The 17,622-nt window shown below is 72.3% G+C and carries 4 protein-coding genes; 3 read left to right on the top strand and 1 reads right to left on the bottom strand.

The annotated features are described in order from the left end of the window. The first annotated feature begins 15 nt into the window (after positions 1-15). Positions 16-12,840 carry a non-ribosomal peptide synthase/polyketide synthase gene (locus K8556_RS03395; protein WP_223738555.1) on the top strand — a complete coding sequence of 4,275 codons (12,825 nt, stop codon included), beginning with the start codon at positions 16-18 and terminating at the stop codon, positions 12,838-12,840. 9 nt (positions 12,841-12,849) lie between these two features. On the opposite strand, the gene K8556_RS03390 is transcribed toward K8556_RS03395, so the two are convergent. Continuing rightward, the gene (locus tag K8556_RS03390; RefSeq protein ID WP_223738554.1) at positions 12,850-16,512 is read right to left on the bottom strand and encodes a type I polyketide synthase; all 3,663 of its coding nucleotides are present in this window, start codon (positions 16,510-16,512) and stop codon (positions 12,850-12,852) included. Between the two features lie 142 nt (positions 16,513-16,654). Here K8556_RS03390 and K8556_RS03385 point away from each other — a divergent pair, with 142 nt between their 5' ends. Together K8556_RS03385 and K8556_RS03380 are read left to right on the top strand one after the other, a co-directional pair. Further along, the gene (locus tag K8556_RS03385) at positions 16,655-16,915 is read left to right on the top strand and encodes a phosphopantetheine-binding protein (protein WP_014394890.1); all 261 of its coding nucleotides are present in this window, start codon (positions 16,655-16,657) and stop codon (positions 16,913-16,915) included. 96 nt (positions 16,916-17,011) lie between these two features. After that, positions 17,012-17,611, top strand: coding sequence for a 2,3-diphosphoglycerate-dependent phosphoglycerate mutase (locus K8556_RS03380; protein ID WP_223738553.1), 600 nt, complete (start codon positions 17,012-17,014; stop codon positions 17,609-17,611). Positions 17,612-17,622 lie beyond the last annotated feature (11 nt).

Below are 17,622 nucleotides of genomic sequence, written 5' to 3'. Positions count from 1 at the left end.
TCCCCCGAGCGCGACATGACGACCGAGCACCCCGGCTCCCCTTCCGCCCCCGCGCCGAAGTCCCCGGCGAGGCCCCGTCGTCGAGCGCCGCCCGTGGTGCCCGTCCCCCGTGACGCCCTGCTGCCGCTGTCCTTCGGGCAGCAGCGGATGTGGTTCATCGAGCAGCTCACGCCCGGGGGCATCTCCTACAACGTCCCGTACTTCGCGCGGCTCACGGGCGCGCTGCACGTCCCCGCGCTGGAGCGGGCGCTGGCCGTGCTGGTGGAGCGGCACGAAGCGCTGCGCACCACCTTCGCGGTCGTGGAAGGCCAGCCGGTGCAGCGCATCGCGCCGTCGCTGCGCCTGCCGCTGCACGTGGAGTCGCTGGAGGCGCTGCCCGCGTCCGAGCGGGAGCAGGCCCTGCGACAGGCCGCGGAGGCGGAGGCGCGCGTGCCCTTCGACCTGGGCGCGGGACCGCTGGTGCGCGTGCGGCTCCTGCGGCTGGGGGAGGCGGAGCACGTGCTGCTCCTGATGCTGCATCACATCTGCTGCGACGGCTGGTCGCTCACGGTGATGGAGCGGGAGCTTCAGGCGCTCTACGCGGCCTTTCGCGCAGGCACGACGCCGCAGCTTCCCGCGCTGCCGGTGCAGTACGCGGATCATGCCGTGTGGCAGCGGCAGTGGCTCCAGGGCGAGCACCTGAGGCAGCAACTGGAGTGGTGGCGGGGTGAGTTGTCGGGCGCGCCCGCCGCGCTGGAGCTGCCCACGGACCGCCCCCGTCCCGCCGCGCAGTCCACCCGGGGCGCGGTGTACCGGCACGCGCTGCCTCCGGGGTTGGGGAAGGCGCTGGACGCGCTGTGCCGCAAGCAGGGCGTGACGCTGTTCATGGCGCTCCTGGGCGGCATGCACCTGCTGCTGTCGCGGCTCAGCGGCCAGGACGACGTCGTCATCGGGTCCCCCATCTCCGGCCGCACGCGCCAGGAGGTGGAGCCGCTCATCGGCTTCTTCATCAACACGCTGCCCCTGCGCGTGCAGGGTGAAGGCGCGCTCGGCTTCGGGGAGCTGCTGCGCCGCGTGCGCAAGACGTGCCTGGACGCGTACGCGCACCAGGAGGTCCCCTTCGAGCAACTGGTGGACGCGCTCCAGCCCGAGCGAGACCTGAGCCGCCCTCCCCTGTTCCAGGTGTTCTTCACGCTCCAGCACTCGGCCGTGCCCGCGCTGGCGCTGGAGGGGCTGCGCACGTCCGAGCTGGACTTCGAGCCGGGCGTGTCGCGCATGGACCTCACCGTCTTCCTGCGCGAGACGCCGGAGGGGCTCGTGGGGCTCTGGGAGTACAGCACCGACCTCTTCGACGCCGCGACGGTGGCGCGCTTCGCGGAGCACTACACGCGCCTCTTGGAGGCCGCGGTCGCGGAGCCCGAGCGCCCCGTGGCCACGCTTCCGCTGCTCACCGCGCGGGAGCGGCGGCACCTGCTCGACCAGGGGACGGGAGCGGCCGTCCCCTACCCTCGCGATGCGTCGCTGCCCGCGCTCTTCGCGGAGCAGGCCGCGCGGACGCCCGGCGCGGTGGCCGTGGAGGCGGCAGGCGGGCGGCTCACGTACGCGGAGCTGGAGGCGCGGGCGAACCAGCTCGCGCATCACCTGCGGGGCCAGGGCGTGCGGCTGGGCACGCCGGTGGGCTTGTGCGCGGGCCGGTCGCTGGAGATGGTCGTGGCGACGCTCGCCATCCTCAAGGCCGGTGGCGCGTATGTCCCGCTGGATCCAGGCTATCCCCCCGAGCGCCTGGAGCTCATGGCGCGCGACGCCCGCATCGCCGTGCTCCTGCTGGAGCAGGGACGCGAGTCCTCGCTGAAGGGCCTGGCGTCACGGGTCGTGGTGCTCGACCCGTCCTGGCGGGCCTTCGAGGCGCAACCCAGGGCCGCGCCCGACGTGCGGGTCCCCGCGGACGCGCTCGCGTACGTCATGTACACGTCCGGGAGCACCGGCCGGCCCAAGGGCGTGGGCGTTCCCCACCGGGGCGTGACGCGGCTGGTGAAGGGCGTGTCCTACGTCCGGTTCAGTGCGGACGACGTCGTCCTCCAACTGGCCACCACGTCGTTCGACGCCGCGACGCTGGAGCTTTGGGGCGCGCTGCTCGGCGGCGCGAAGCTGTTCCTCTATCCGCCGGTGACGCCGTCGCTGGAGGAGCTGGAAGCGACGCTGGAGCGCGAGCGCATCAGCGTGATGTTCCTCACCACGGCGTTCTTCGAGCAGATGGCGCTGAACCGGCCCGCGGCGCTCGCACGCGTGGGGCAGGTCCTCACGGGCGGTGACGTGCTGTCCCCGCTGGCCGCGCGCAAGCTGCTGGACGCGGGCCGCGCGGTCACCAACGGCTACGGGCCCACGGAGAACACCACCTTCTCCGCCACGTATCAGGTGAAGCGGGACCTGGATGCGCGGATGCCCGTGCCCATTGGCCGCCCGTTGGAGAACTCGCAGGCGCTGGTGCTGGACGCGCGCCTGGAGCCGGTGCCGCCCGGCGTCGTGGGCGACTTGTACGTAGGAGGCGACGGCCTGGCGTGGGGCTACCTGGACCGGCCGGACCTCACCGCGGACCGCTTCGTGCCCCACCCCTTCAGCGACGTCCCCGGCGCACGGCTGTACCGCACGGGCGACCGCGCCCGGTGGCTGCCTTCCGGCGAGCTGGCGTTCATGGGGCGAGCGGACACGCAGGTGAAGCTGCGCGGCTTCCGCATCGAGCTGGGAGAGATCGAGACCGCCCTGCGCCACCTGCCCGGCGTGGAGGACGCCGTGGCGGAGGTGCGCGAGTACGCCCCCGGTGACAAGCGGCTGGTGGCCTATGTGACCGGCGCGGACGTGGACGTGAACACGCTGCGCTCGCGCCTGTCCGCCCGGCTTCCGGCGCCGCTGGTCCCCGCCGCCTTCGTGAAGCTGGACCGGCTGCCGCTGACGCCCGTGGGCAAGGTGGACCGGAGGGCGCTCCCCACGCCCGTGGGCGACACGCTCGCGGAGGACGCCTACGTGGCCCCGGTCACCCCGACGGAGACGGCGGTGGCCGAGGTCTGGGCCGCGCTCCTGGGCCGCACGCGAGTGGGCACGCAGGACTCCTTCTTCGAGCTGGGCGGGCACTCGCTGCTCGCGACGCAGGTCACCTCCCGGCTGCGGGAGACGTTCCAGGTGGACCTGTCCGTGCGGGCGCTATTCGAGGCGCCCACGGTCACCAGCCTCGCGGCGCGCATCGATGCACTCCGGAGGGAGAGCAGCCGGATCCAGTCCCTGCCGCTGGCACCCGGTCCCCGCGACGGCTGGTTGCCGCAGTCCTTCGCGCAGCAGCGGCTGTGGTTCATCTCCCAGCTCGACACGCTGGGGTACTCCTACAACGTGCCCATGGTCACCCGGCTGCGGGGCGCGCTGGACGTGGACGCGCTGGAGCGGAGCCTCGCGGAGATCATCCAGCGGCACGCGGTCCTGCGGACCACGTTCAACGAGGTGGACGGTCAGCCGGTGCAGCGCATCGGGCCGCCCTGGGACTTCACGCTGGCGAGGGCGGACGTGGAGCCCGCGAAGCTCCCGGAGCAACTGGCCACGGAGGCGCGGCGCCCGTTCGACCTGCGGCGCGGGCCGCTGGTGCGCGGGCTGCTCCTGCGCGTCGCCGATGACGATCAGGTGTTGATGCTCGTCATCCACCACATCGTCTTCGACGGGTGGTCCATCGACGTGCTCCAGCGGGAGCTGAACGCGCTCTATGCCTCGCGGGGCCAGGGCGCGCTGCCGCCCCTGTCCCTCCAGTACGTGGACTACGCGCGGTGGCAGCGGGAGTCGTTCCAGGGGGAGGAGCTGGAGGACCAGCTCGCGTGGTGGCGCGAGGCGCTGGCGGGAGCACCGCCCGTGCTGGACCTGCCCACCGACAAGCCACGTCCGCCCGTGCAGACCTTCCAGGGCGCGAACTTCGAGGTGCTGCTGCCCCAGCCCCTCCATGGCTCGCTCCAACGGCTGGGGCAGCAAGAAGGCGCCACGCTGTTCATGACGCTGCTGGCGGGGTTCCAGGCCCTGCTCGCGCGCTACAGCGGCCAGGAGGACGTCGTCGTCGGCTCGCCCATCTCCGGCCGCAACCGCCGCGAGGTGGAGGGGCTCATCGGCTTCTTCGTCAACACGCTCGCCCTGCGCGCGGACGTCACCGGTTCGCGCTCCTTCCGGCAGTTGCTGCGCGGGGTGCGCGAGAGCTGCCTGGGTGCGTTCGCGCATCAGGACCTGCCCTTCGAGCAGCTCGTGGACGCGCTCAAGCCACCGCGAGACCTGAGCCGGACGCCCCTGGTGCAGACGATGTTCGTCCTCCAGCGGGCCGCGACGCCGCTGTCCCTGCCCGGCCTCGCGGTGGAGGACTTCCCGTTCCAGTCGGGCGTCTCGCGCTTCGACCTGATGCTGTTCATGCGGCAGACGCCCCAGGGGCTCGTCGCCTACTGGGAGTACAACACCGCCCTCTTCGAGGAGGCGACCGTCGCCCGGATGGCCGCGCACTATGTGCGGCTGCTCGACGGCGTCACGGCGAACCCCGAGCTGCCCCTGGCGGAGCTGTCCCTTCTGTCCAGGGAGGAGCGCGAGCAGCTCCTGGTCGCATGGAACAGCCGTGAGGAGCGGCTCCCCGCGTCGGGGCTGATCCACGTCTGGGTGGAGGCGCAGGCCGCGCGGACACCGGAGGCGGTCGCGGTGACGAACGGCGAGGAGTCGCTGACGTACGCGCGACTGGATGCACGCGCCAACCAGCTCGCGCACCACCTCATCGCCCTGGGCGTCACGCCGGGAAGCTCCGTCGGGCTGTGCCTGGAGCGCTCCAGCCTGGACATGCCCGTCGCCGTCCTCGCCACCCTCAAGGCCGGCGCCGCCTACGTCCCGCTCGACCCCAACTACCCGGCCGAGCGTCTGGCCCTGATGGTGGAGGACACCCGCGCGCCCGTCGTCCTCGCGCACGAGGCCTTCGTGCGCGCCCTTCCGCCGGGCACCTCCGCGCGCATCGTGACGCTGGAGGGCGTCTCACTGGCCTCGCGTCCCACCACGCCTCCCAACGTGGAGCTATCGCCCGAAGCCGTCTGCTACGTCGTCTTCACCTCGGGCAGCACCGGACGTCCCAAGGGCATCGCCATGTCCCACCGGGGCATCGGCAACATGCTCGCGTGGCAGACGCGCCGCGCGGTGCGCGCCGAAGCCACCACGCTCCAGTTCGCCTCGCTCAACTTCGATGTCTCCTTCCAGGAAATCTTCGGCACCTGGTGCCTCGGTGGAAGGCTGCTGCTCAGCTCCGCGGAGCTGCGCCGCGACCCGCCGGCGCTGCTGCGCTTCCTCACCCAGCACCGGGTGGAGCGGCTCTTTCTCCCCTTCGTCGCGCTCCAGTCGCTGAGCGAAGCAGCGCGCTCCGCGACGGAGCTGCCCCCGCTCAACGAGGTCATCACCGCGGGCGAGCAGCTCCAGGTGACGCCCGCCCTCGTCGCCTTCTTCGAGCGGCTGCCCGGTTGCGTCCTTGAGAACCAGTACGGCCCTTCGGAGACCCATGCGGTCTCCGCGTGGCGTGCCTCGGGCGCCCCGAGCACGTGGCCCGCGCTTCCTCCGGTGGGCACGCCGCTGCCTTCGGTCCAGGCCTACGTGTTGGACCCGCGCCGCGAGCCCTGCCCTGTCGGAGTTCCGGGCGAGCTGTACGTGGGCGGCGAAGGGCTCGCGCACGGCTACCACGGCCGGCCTGACCTCACCGCGGAGCGCTTCATCCCGTCTCCATTCGGTCCCACCCCAGGCGCCCGCCTCTACCGCACGGGAGACAAGGCCCGCTGGCTCGCGGATGGGCAACTGGAGTTCCTGGGCCGCCTGGATGGCCAGGTGAAGCTGCGCGGCTTCCGCGTGGAGCTGGGCGAAGTGGAGTCCGCCCTGCGCGCCCTGCCCGACGTGCGGGACGTCGTCGTCGTGGTCCGCGAGGACACGCCGGACCACAAGCAACTGGTGGCCTACGTGGTCCAGCCGGAAGCGTCCTTCTCACCGGAGGCATTGAAGCAGGCGCTGTCGCGAAGGCTGCCGGAGCACATGGTGCCCTCCGCCGTGGTGCGCATGGACGCGCTGCCCCTGGGCCCGAGCGGCAAGGTGAACCGCCACGGCCTGCCCGCGCCCACCGAGGAAGCCGCGGACGACACGGGGTTCCTGGCGCCCATGACGGCGGTGGAGAAGGTGATCGCCGACATCTGGGCCTCCCTGCTCGTGGTGCCGCGCGTGGGCCTGCAGGACCACTTCTTCGAATTGGGTGGCCACTCGCTGCTCGCCACGCAGGTGGTCTCGCGGCTGCGAGAAGCCTTCCAGATGGACCTGTCCCTGCGAGTCCTCTTCGAGGCGCCCACCGTCGCGCAGCTCGCCGCGCGCCTGGAGGAGCACCTGCACGGCGCGAACCGGAAGGCCGTCCCGCCGCTGGTGCCCCAGCTTCGCGGCGAGCTCGTCCCGCAGTCGTTCTCCCAGCAGCGGCTGTGGTTCGTCTCGCAACTGGACACCAGCGCGCACGCCTACAACCTGCCCCTGGTCACCCGGCTCCGGGGACGGCTGGACACCCAGGCGCTGGAGGACGCGCTCAACGCCCTCATCCGGCGTCACGAGATCCTGCGCACCACGTTCGACGAAGTGGACGGCCAGCCGGTGCAACGCATCGGGCCCGCGTGGAAGCTCACCGTGAGGCAGGTGGACGTGGATCCGCGCCGTCCGCTCCAGCGCCAGGTGGAGGCCGAAGCGCAGATCCCCTTCGACCTGCGCCGAGGCCCCCTGGTCCGGGCCACCCTGCTCCGCGTCGCGGACGAGGATCAGGTCCTCATCCTCAACTTCCATCACAGCGTCTTCGACGGCTGGTCCATCGCCTTGTTCCAGAAGGAGCTGGACGCGCTCTACCTCGCCCGGCTCCAGGGCACGGAGGCCGCGCTCCCGCCGCTGTCCGTCCAGTACGCGGACCACGCCCTGTGGCAGCGCGCGTGGTTGCAGGGCGACGTGCTGGAGGAGCAGGTGGCGTGGTGGCGCGAGCACCTCGCGGGGGCACCGCCTGTGCTGGACCTGCCCACCGACAAGCCGCGTCCGCCCGTGCAGACCTTCCAGGGCGCGTACATCGAGGTCCCCCTCCCGCCCGCGCTGACCAGCGCCCTCGTCGCCATGGGCCAGCGTGAAGGGACCACGCTGTTCATGACGCTGCTGGCGGGCTTCCAGGCCCTGCTCGCGCGCTACAGCGGCCAGGACGACGTGGTGGTCGGCTCGCCCATCTCCGGCCGCAACCGCCGCGAGGTGGAGGGGTTGCTCGGCCTCTTCGTCAACACGCTCGCCCTGCGCGCGGACGTCACCGGTTCGCGCTCCTTCCGGCGGTTGCTGCGCGGGGTACGCGAGAGCTGCCTGGGCGCCTTCGCGCATCAGGACCTGCCGTTCGAACAGCTCGTGGAGATGCTCAGGCCGCCGCGAGACCTGAGCCGCGCGCCGCTGGTCCAGGCCCTCTTCGTCCTTCAACAGGCGGCCGTCCCCTTCTCGTTGCCCGGCCTCCAGGCGGAGGACGTCCCGTTCCAGACGGGCGTCTCCCGCTTCGACCTCATGCTCTTCGTGCGCGAGTCGGAGCAGGGGCTGACCGCCTTCTGGGAGTACAACACCGCCCTCTTCGAGGAGGAGACCCTCGTCCGGATGGCCGGGCACTACGTGCGGCTGCTCCAGGGAGCGGTCCGCCATCCCGAGCAGCCCCTGTCGGCCCTGCCGCTCCTCTCCGAGGAGGAACGCAAGCAGGTCGTCGTGACGTGGAACGCCGCGAAGGACACCTCTTTCGAGCCCGGCCTGATGCACCAGTGGGTGGAGGCGCAGGTCGCGCGGACACCGGAGGCGGTCGCGGTGACGAACGGCGAGGAGTCGCTGACGTACGCGCGACTGGATGCACGCGCCAACCAGCTCGCGCACCACCTCATCGCCCTGGGCGTCACGCCGGGAAGCTCCGTCGGGCTGTGCCTGGAGCGCTCCAGCCTGGACATGCCCGTCGCCGTCCTCGCCACCCTCAAGGCCGGCGCCGCCTACGTCCCGCTCGACCCCAACTACCCGGCCGAGCGTCTGGCCCTGATGGTGGAGGACACCCGCGCGCCCGTCGTCCTCGCGCACGAGGCCTTCGTGCGCGCCCTTCCGCCGGGCACCTCCGCGCGCATCGTGACGCTGGAGGGCGTCTCACTGGCCTCGCGTCCCACCACGCCTCCCAACGTGGAGCTATCGCCCGAAGCCGTCTGCTACGTCGTCTTCACCTCGGGCAGCACCGGACGTCCCAAGGGCATCGCCATGTCCCACCGGGGCATCGGCAACATGCTCGCGTGGCAGACGCGCCGCGCGGTGCGCGCCGAAGCCACCACGCTCCAGTTCGCCTCGCTCAACTTCGATGTCTCCTTCCAGGAAATCTTCGGCACCTGGTGCCTCGGTGGAAGGCTGCTGCTCAGCTCCGCGGAGCTGCGCCGCGACCCGCCGGCGCTGCTGCGCTTCCTCACCCAGCACCGGGTGGAGCGGCTCTTTCTCCCCTTCGTCGCGCTCCAGTCGCTGAGCGAAGCAGCGCGCTCCGCGACGGAGCTGCCCCCGCTCAACGAGGTCATCACCGCGGGCGAGCAGCTCCAGGTGACGCCCGCCCTCGTCGCCTTCTTCGAGCGGCTGCCCGGATGCGTCCTCGAAAACCAGTACGGCCCTTCGGAGACGCACGCCGCCAGCGCATGGCGCGCGTCAGGACCTCCGAGCACGTGGCCCGCGCTCCCTCCGGTGGGCACGCCGCTGACCAACGTCCAGACCTACGTCCTGGATGCACGCGGGAATCCGAGTCCCGTCGGCGTCCCAGGAGAGGTGTTCATCGGAGGCGAAGGACTCGCGCACGGCTACCACAACCGGCCGGACCTCACGGCGGAGCGCTTCGTGCCCTCCCCCTTCAGCTCCACACCCAGCGCCCGCCTCTACCGCACGGGAGACAAGGCCCGCTGGCTCCCGAATGGACACCTGGAGTTCCTGGGCCGCCTGGACGGGCAGGTGAAGCTGCGCGGCTTCCGCGTCGAGCTGGGCGAAGTGGAGTCCGCCCTGCGCGCCCTGCCTGACGTCCAGGACGTGGTCGTCGTCCTGCGTGAGGACACGCCGGGCTTCAAGCGGCTGGTGGCCTACGTGGTCCAGCCGGAAGCGGCCTTCTCCGCGGAGGCGCTGAGACAATCGCTGGCACGGCGGCTGCCAGAGTACATGGTGCCCTCCGCCCTCGTGCGCATGGACGCGTTGCCCCTCGGCCCGAGCGGCAAGGTGAACCGCCACGGCCTGCCCGTCCCGACGGAGGAGGCCATCCCCGGGACCGTCTACGTGGCCCCGGTCTCCGCGGTGGAGAAGCTCATCGCGGACATCTGGGCACCGCTGCTGGGCGTGCAGCGCGTGAGCATGCACGACCACTTCTTCGAGTTGGGTGGGCACTCGCTGCTCGCGACCCAGGTGGCCTCCCGTCTGCGAGAGTCGCTCCGGATGGAGCTGCCAGTGCGCGTGCTCTTCGAGGCCCCGACGCTCGCGGAGCTGGCCGCGCGAATCGAAGCCCTTCGCCGGGAAGCCCATCCCCTCCAGGCACCGCCCCTGGTGCGCACGGAGGCAGGAGACTCCGCGCCCCAGTCCTTCCCGCAGCAGCGGCTGTGGTTCATCGACGCGCTCGCTCCAGGCGGGTTCGCCTTCAACGTCCCGCTGTTCATCCGGTGCAAGGGACCGCTCGACGTGGCGGCGCTGGAGCGGTCACTCACGGCGCTCATCGACCGTCACGAAGCGCTGCGCACGGTGTTCGCGGAGGAGAACGGCCAGCCCGTCCAGCGCGTCCTGCCTTCGGTCCCCTTCGCGCTCGCCTTCGAGCGGCTGGAGGACGTGCCGCCCCACGAGCGCGACACCGTGCTGCGCCAGCGCGCGGAGGAGCGGATGCGCCACGTCTTCGACCTGCGCTCGGGCCCGCTGCTGACGGCGACGCTGCTGCGGCTGGACGCGGAGGACCACGCGCTCTTCCTGCTCATGCACCACATCATCACGGACGGCTGGTCCACGGAGGTGATGGGGCGCGAGCTGGGCATCCTCTACGACGCCTTCACCCGGAACCAGACGCCGCGCCTGCCGCCGCTGCCCATCCGGTACACGGACTACGCCCGCTGGCAGCGCGCGACGCTGCAGGGAGAAACGCTCGATGCGCAGCTCACGTGGTGGAAGCAGCAACTGAAGGGTGCGCCCCACGCGCTGGAGCTGCCCACCGACCGGCCGCGTCCGCCCGTGCAGGCCCAGGCGGGCGCGGCCCACATGGCGCGGATCCCCGCCGCGGTGGACGCCGCCGTGCGCGAGCTGTGTCACCAGCAGGGCGTCACGCCCTTCATGGCCCTGCTCGCGGGCTTCCACGCCCTGCTGTCGCGCTACAGCGGACAGGACGACGTGGTGGTCGGCTCGCCCATCTCCGGCCGCAACCAGCGCGAGGTGGAGGGGCTCATCGGCTTCTTCGTCAACGCCCTGCCCCTGCGCGTGAAGGTCTCCGGCGCCGAGTCCTTCCAGGCCCTCCTCGGCCGCGTGCGGGAGACCTGCCTGGGCGCGTACGCGCACCAGGAGGTGCCCTTCGAACAACTGGTGGACGCGCTCCAGACGCCTCGGGACCTGAGCCGCACGCCCGTGTTCCAGGCCGTGTTCGCGCTCTTCAAGGACTTCCCCGGCATCCCCCTGCGCGGGCTGGAGACGGCGCCGGTGCCCTTCGATCCAGGGCTCGCGAAGCACGACCTCACCCTGTTCATGCGCGAATCCGCCACCGGGTTGCTGACGCACTGGGAATACAACACCGCGCTCTTCGACGCGGCGACGGTGGAGCGCATGGCCGGGCACTACCTGCGGCTGCTGGAGCAGGTGACGCGGAATCCGGAGCGTCCGCTCGCGTCGCTGTCGCTGCTGACGGAGGCGGAGCGGGGGCAGCTCCTCGTGGAGTGGAACGACACCGCGCTCGATGTCCCCGAGGACCTGCGCGTGCCCTCGCGCATCGCGGAGCAGGCGCGGCGGAGACCGGAGGCGCTCGCGCTGGCGGGTGAGGGAGCGCGGCTGACGTTCGGGGAGCTGGAGGCCCGGTCGAACCAGCTCGCGAACCTGCTGCGCGCGCAGGACGTGAAGCCGGAGACCGTGGTCGCGCTCTGCGTGGACCGCACGCCGGGCTACGTGTGGGGCGCGCTGGGCATCCTCAAGTCGGGCGGGGCGTACCTGCCCATGGACCTGACGTGGCCGGAGGCCTGGTGGCGGCACGTGCTCACGGACAGTGGCGCGCGCATCGTCGTCACCCGGCAGGCCTTCGCCTCCCGCTTCGAGGGATGCGGCGTGCGCGTGCTCTGCCTGGACGCGGAGCCCACGCTGGAGACCCAGCCCGTCACCGCGCCCGGCGGGACACTGCACGCGGAGGCGATGGCCTACGTCATCTACACGTCCGGCAGCACCGGCCGGCCCAAGGGCGTCGCGGTGACGCATGGGACGCTGGCGAACCTCGTCGCGGGGCTCGGCACGGCGGCGGGGATTGAACCGGGGGACCGGGCCACGCTGCTGACGGGGCTCGCGTTCGACGCGACCGTCTTCGAGACCTGGCCGTCGCTCTCCCATGGCGCCAGCCTCCACCTGCCCTCGGACGAGGTGCGCGCGGAGCCCGCGCGGCTGGTGCGGTGGCTCGCGGCGGAGGGCATCACGCTCACCACGCTGCCCACGCCCATGGCCGAGGCCGCGCTGGAGCAACCGTGGCCGTCCGGCATGCCGCTGCGCCGGGTGCACGTGGCCGGTGACGTGCTGCACCGCCGTCCGGGCCCCTCCGCTCCGGGACAGTGGCTCAACTGCTACGGCCCCACGGAGAACACCGTCATCGCGACCTCCGGCGTCGTGAAGCCCGAAGCGCCGGAAGGCCTGCTGCCCCCCATCGGGAGCCCGGAGCCGAACGTGCGCGTGTACGTGCTGGATGGCACGGGACAGCCCGTGCCGGTGGGGCTGTGGGGCGAGCTGTTCCTGGGAGGCGCCCAGGTGGCGCGCGGCTATCTGGGTCAGCCCGCGCTCACGGCGGAGCGCTTCGGGCCGGATCCGTTCTCCCGCGAGCCCGGCGCGCGGCTGTACCGCACGGGCGACGTGGTGCGGTGGCTCGCGGACGGCACGCTGGAGTTCCGGGGCCGCGCGGATTCGCAGGTGAAGCTGCGAGGCTTCCGCATCGAACTGGGCGAGGTGGAGGCCGCGCTGCTTTCGCAGCCCCCGGTGAAGGAGGCGGTGGCGCAGGTGCGCGAGGACGTGCCGGGACAACGCCGGCTGGTCGCGTACCTGGTGCTCCGCGAAGGGGCCGCGTTCACGGTGGACGCGCTGCGGGCCTCGCTGCGCCGGTCGCTCGCGGAGCACGCGGTGCCGTCGGCGTTCGTGGTGCTGGAGCGGCTGCCCCTCACCGCGAACGGCAAGCTGGACCGCAAGGCCCTGCCCGCGCCGGACGTGCACCGCCCCGAACTCAGCGAGGACTACCGCGTCCCCGAGGCGGGCCTGGAGCAGACGCTGGCGGCGCTCTGGGCCGGAGTGCTGGGACTGGAGCGCGTGGGCGCGAGCGACAACTTCTTCGACCTGGGCGGCAACTCGCTGCTGCTCCAGTCCGTGCACGCGAAGCTGGAGGCCCTGGTGGGCCGCAAGGTCCCGCTGGTGACGCTCTTCCAGTACCCCACGGTGCGCGCGCTCGCTGGCCACCTGTCACCGCCAAAGGACACGCCACCGGCGGCGGCTCCCGCGCCCGCGCAGGACCCGGGAGCACAGCGGCGGGACAACCTGCGGCGCATGGCCCAGCGGCGAGGCCGTCCGGGCTCCAGTTGAGACAGTCGCCTACGGAAGGAACGCCGCGAGCTTCGCGCCAAGGCCCACGGCGTTCTCGCCCAGGAGCATCGACTGGTGGTCGCCGGGCACGGTCTCCACCCGGAGCACCGCCCCCGAGTCCAGCCACTCCAGCTCCACGTGCTTCGGCATGTGCTCGATGACCGTCGCCGCGCGGAAGAACTGGAGGGTGCCGCCCTCGAAGCGGGGCACGGGGTAGTCGCGCAGGGCCGTCATGTTCGCCTCCCAGACGCGCACGTACCGCCGCTGCTGCTCCGGATCCGTGAGGACCTGCTCCTGCGCGAAGCCCACCCCACCCGCCCGGGCACGGGCGATGTCTCCAGGGCCCGGCGTGTCGAGCATCGCGCACAGCGGCACCGCGTGGCCCTCCGCCGTCAGCCGGCGGGCCATCTCGTAGACGACCGCCCCGCCGAAGGACGCGCCCACCAGCAGGTAGGGCCCCACGGGTTGCAGCGCGCGCAGTCCTTCCAGATAGGCCGTCGCCATTTCATCGACGGACGTGTGCAGCGGTCCGTCCGGATCCAAGCCCCGGGACTCGAAGGCGTAGGCGGTCCGGCCCGCGTCGATGGCCTGCGCCAGCTCCCGGTAGAACACCGACTGACCGCCGGCCCCGTGCACGAAGAAGAGCGGCGGACCGCGAGTGCCCTGCTGGAGCAGCGCGACCCCGGGTGGCAGGGACAGGGTCTCCTCCCGCCCACCCAGCTTCCTCGCCAGCAGCTCCACCGTGGGCGCGGTCAGCATCTCCTTCAGCGCGAGCCGCCTGCCGAAGCGCTCGGAGATCATCGCGAGCAGCCGGAGCGCGACCAGCGAGTCACCGCCCAGCGCGAAGAAGTCGTCGTGGATGCCCACGCCGTCCAGGCGGAACAGCGCCTGGAAGCACTCGACCAGGGCCTGCTCCGTGGCGTCACGGGGCGCCACGCGCTCACCGCGACGCGGGGCCCGTACCTTCGCAGACACGGTCGCCTTCGCCCGGACCGACATGGCGTCGCGCGCGACGGGGCTCGGCGCGGCATCGTCCAGGCTGTAGAGCTCACGGTCGAAGCTGTAGGTCGGCAGGTCCACGCGACGGCGCCGCTCGCCATCCCGGAGGTGTTGCCAGTCCACGTCCACGCCCGAGGCCCACGCTTCGCCCAGGGCCGCCAGGGCGCTCACGGGCGCGTCGCCCTTCATCGGCAGGGTGGCCAGCACGGGCTGCGTCTTGCGCGCAGGGTGCTGCCGCGCGAGCGCGGTGAGCGTCGTGCCCGGGCCCACTTCAATCAGTGCACGGTCGCCGGACTCCAGCAGGCAGCCCAGCGCATCGGAGAAGCGGACCGTGTGCCGTAGGTGCCGGACCCAGTAGTCGGGAGACGTCGCCTCGCGCTCCTGGAGCCACCGGCCGGTGAGGCTGGACACGACAGGCAGCGACGGCGCGCGGAGCTTCACGCGGGCCACTTCCCGAGCGAAGCCTTCCAGGTACGGCTCCATCATGGAGGAGTGCGCCGCGCGTGCGTAGCGCACCCGCTTGTGCTCGATGCCCCGCGCCGTCAGCACCTGCTCCGCGGCCGCCAGCTCCGGCAGCGGCCCGGAGAGGACACACGTCTCCGGGCCGTTGATGGCCGCCACCGACACGGCCGGCCCCACAAGCTCCGAGACCTGCTCCACGGGCGCGAGCACGGACACCATCCCGCCCGGAGGCATCGCCTCCATCAACCGTCCGCGAGCGACGACGAGGCCCAGCGCCTCCTCCAGCGTAAACACCCCCGCGAGACACGCGGCCACGTACTCGCCGAGCGAGTGCCCCAGCAACGCCTCCGGCTTCACGCCCCACGACAGCCACAACTGCGCGAGCGCCCAGTCGCAGACGAACAGCGCGGGCTGGGACCACAACGGCCGGTCCAATTCACGAGCCGCCGCGTCGAAGCGTTCGGGGCCAGCGAAGAGGATGTCGCGGAGGTCCGCGCCCATGGGACCGCGAAGCCACTCCGCGCATGTATCGATGGCCGCGCGGAACGCGGGCTCGCGAAGGAATGCCTCGCCCATGTTCACCCGCTGCGCGCCACCGCCCGGAAACAGGAAGGCCACGCCGCGAGACTCGCCCTCGTCGAACACGGTGCGGATCCGGGGAGGCGCCTCCTCACCAACGGAGGACCGCCCTTCCAGCAACGCCGCCGCGTCCTCCCCGTGGCGAACCACGACGAAGCGGCGCCAGGGGAAGCGAGCACGCCCCACCTGCAACGTATGAGCGACGTCCGCGAGCCAGGAGCCTGAAGCCCCATGCAAGCGCTCCGCGAGCGCCGCGGTCATCCGCTCCAGCGCCCCTTGCGTCTTCGCGGACAGGAGCAGCACCTCTTCACCGCGCCGGGGCGCGTCCGTCTCCGGTAGGGCCGGCGCCTCCTGCAACACCACGTGTGCGTTCGTGCCCCCAATCCCCAGCGCCGTCACCCCCGCGCGCAGCGGCAGCGGCCCCTCCCACGCACGCGGGCTCGCCACCACCTGGAAGGGGCTGCCCTCCAGCTCCAGCATCGGATGCGGCTTCGTGAAGTGCAGCGTCGGAGGCAGCGTGCGGTGCTCCATCGACAGCACCGTCTTGATGACCCCCGCCACGCCCGCCGCCGCGTCCAGGTGCCCGAAGTTGCTCTTCACCGCGCCCAGGCCACACGCGCCCGGCGCAACCCCGTGGAACACCTGCTTGAGCGCCGCGACCTCGATGGGATCCCCCAACGCAGTCCCCGTCCCATGCGCCTCCACGTAGGACACGTCCGACGGCGACACCCCCGCCACCGACAGCGCCTCGCGGATGACCGCCGCCTGCCCCTGCACCGAGGGCGCCGCGAACCCCGTCTTCCCGCCCCCGTCGTTGTTCAGCGCCGTGCCCAGCACGATGGCGCGGATGGGGTCCCGGTCCGCCACCGCGTCCGCCAGCCGCTTGAGCACCAGCACCCCCACGCCATTGCCCACCGCCGTGCCCGCCGCGTTCACGTCGAACGGCCGGCATCTCCCATCCGGCGCCAGGATGCCGCCCTCCTGGTTGCGGTGCGCGCCCAACTGCGGCGTGCGGATGGACACCCCTCCCGCGAGCGCCAGGTCGCACTCACCCGCGAGCAGCGCCTGACAGGCCAGGTGCAACGCCACCAGCGACGTGGAGCACGCCGACTGCACCGTCATCGCCGGGCCCGTCAGGTCCAGCTCGTACGACACCCGCGTGGCCAGGAAGTCCCCGGAGAGCCCCAGCGCCCCCGCGAGCCCCGCGGCCACGTCCCGCCCCCCGTACGTCGTGAACCCCGCCCCCGCGTACACCGCCGCCCGCATCGGCCGGCCCCGGGGCGCGTACCCCGCGGACTCCATCGCCGCCCACGCGCACTCCAGGAGCGCCCGGTGCTGCGGATCCATCTGCTCCGCCTCGCGCGCCGGGTACCCGAAGAACGCCGCGTCGAAGCCCTCCGCCTCCTCCAGCACCCCCGCCGCGGTGATCCACTCGTCGCCCTGGGGCAGCCCCAGCCGCGCCCGCCCCGCCGCGTCCAGCCGCGTGATGGAGTCCACCCCGCCCACCAGGTTGCGCCAGAACTGGCCCGCGTCCGCCGCCCCCGGAAAGCGCAGCGCCAACCCCACCACCGCCACCGCCATGGGGGCGTCCTCCCCCCCAGCGGCCGCTCCGGCCTCGTTCGCGTGGTCCATGGCTCGCGAGCCTGCCAGGGAACCCCGGAACCCGGGGAACGGTGAAGACCGCCTGCCTGCCCTGGCGCGCCCAGTCTTGACGCGGTAGTTCTATTTTCCTCATTTTACGGCCATTCGAGCGCCCACCCGGCAGGAGCCCACCATGAGCACACAGAGCGCAGTCCCCTCACCCATGGAGGCGCGGCTGGCGGGGTACTGGCAGGAGCTGCTGGGGGTGGACGCCGTGCGGCCGGAGGACCACTTCCTGGAGGTGGGGGGCAACTCGCTGCTGGCCACGATGCTGGCCAACCGCATCGAGGACGACCTGGGCCTCCAGGTGGGCATGGTGGACCTGTTCAACACGCTGAGCGCGGTGGCGGCCGTCTGCGAGCGCCTCCAGCAGGAGACCCAGGCCGCCGGCTGAACGCGCCCCGGCGCGTGGCCGCAAGACGACGGGCCGGGCGGGTGGACGGGGCTTGCCTCTTTTCCCCCCGCCCCCGGTTGGGCTAGCAGGGGGGCCATGCCCATCCTCGCCCTCGTCCGTCATGGTCAGTCCCTCTGGAACCACGAGAACCGCTTCACCGGCTTCGTGGACGTGCCCCTCACCGAGCAGGGCCGGAACGAAGCCCGCAAGGCCGCCGAAGCGCTCCAGGGCCTGAAGTTCGACGTCGCCTACACCTCCGCCCTCAGCCGCGCGCAGGAGACGCTCGCCATCCTGCTGGACACGCTGGGCCAGCGCCCGCCCGTCATCCGCGACGCGGCCCTCAACGAGCGCCACTACGGCGACCTGCAGGGGCTCAACAAGGCGGACGCCGCCAAGGAGTTCGGCGAGAAGCAGGTCCACGTCTGGCGCCGCTCCTATGACGTGCCGCCCCCCAACGGCGAGTCCCTGGAGATGACCGCGAAGCGCGTGCTGCCCTTCTTCGACCGCGCCATCGCGGGCGACCTGCGCCAGGGCAAGAACGTGCTCGTCGTGGCGCACGGCAACTCCAACCGCTCCCTGGTGATGCGCCTGGACAAGCTGTCCGGCGAGACGGTGGTGGGCCTGGAACTCGCCACCGGCGTGCCGCTCGTCTACGAGATTGGCGCGGACGGCCAGGTCGTCTCCAAGCGCGGCTGAGCCGCCCTGAA

Origin of the sequence: Corallococcus sp. AS-1-12 (assembly GCF_020036995.1) — a bacterium.
Taxonomy (GTDB): domain Bacteria; phylum Myxococcota; class Myxococcia; order Myxococcales; family Myxococcaceae; genus Corallococcus.
This window is presented reverse-complemented; position numbering and strand designations above follow the sequence as displayed.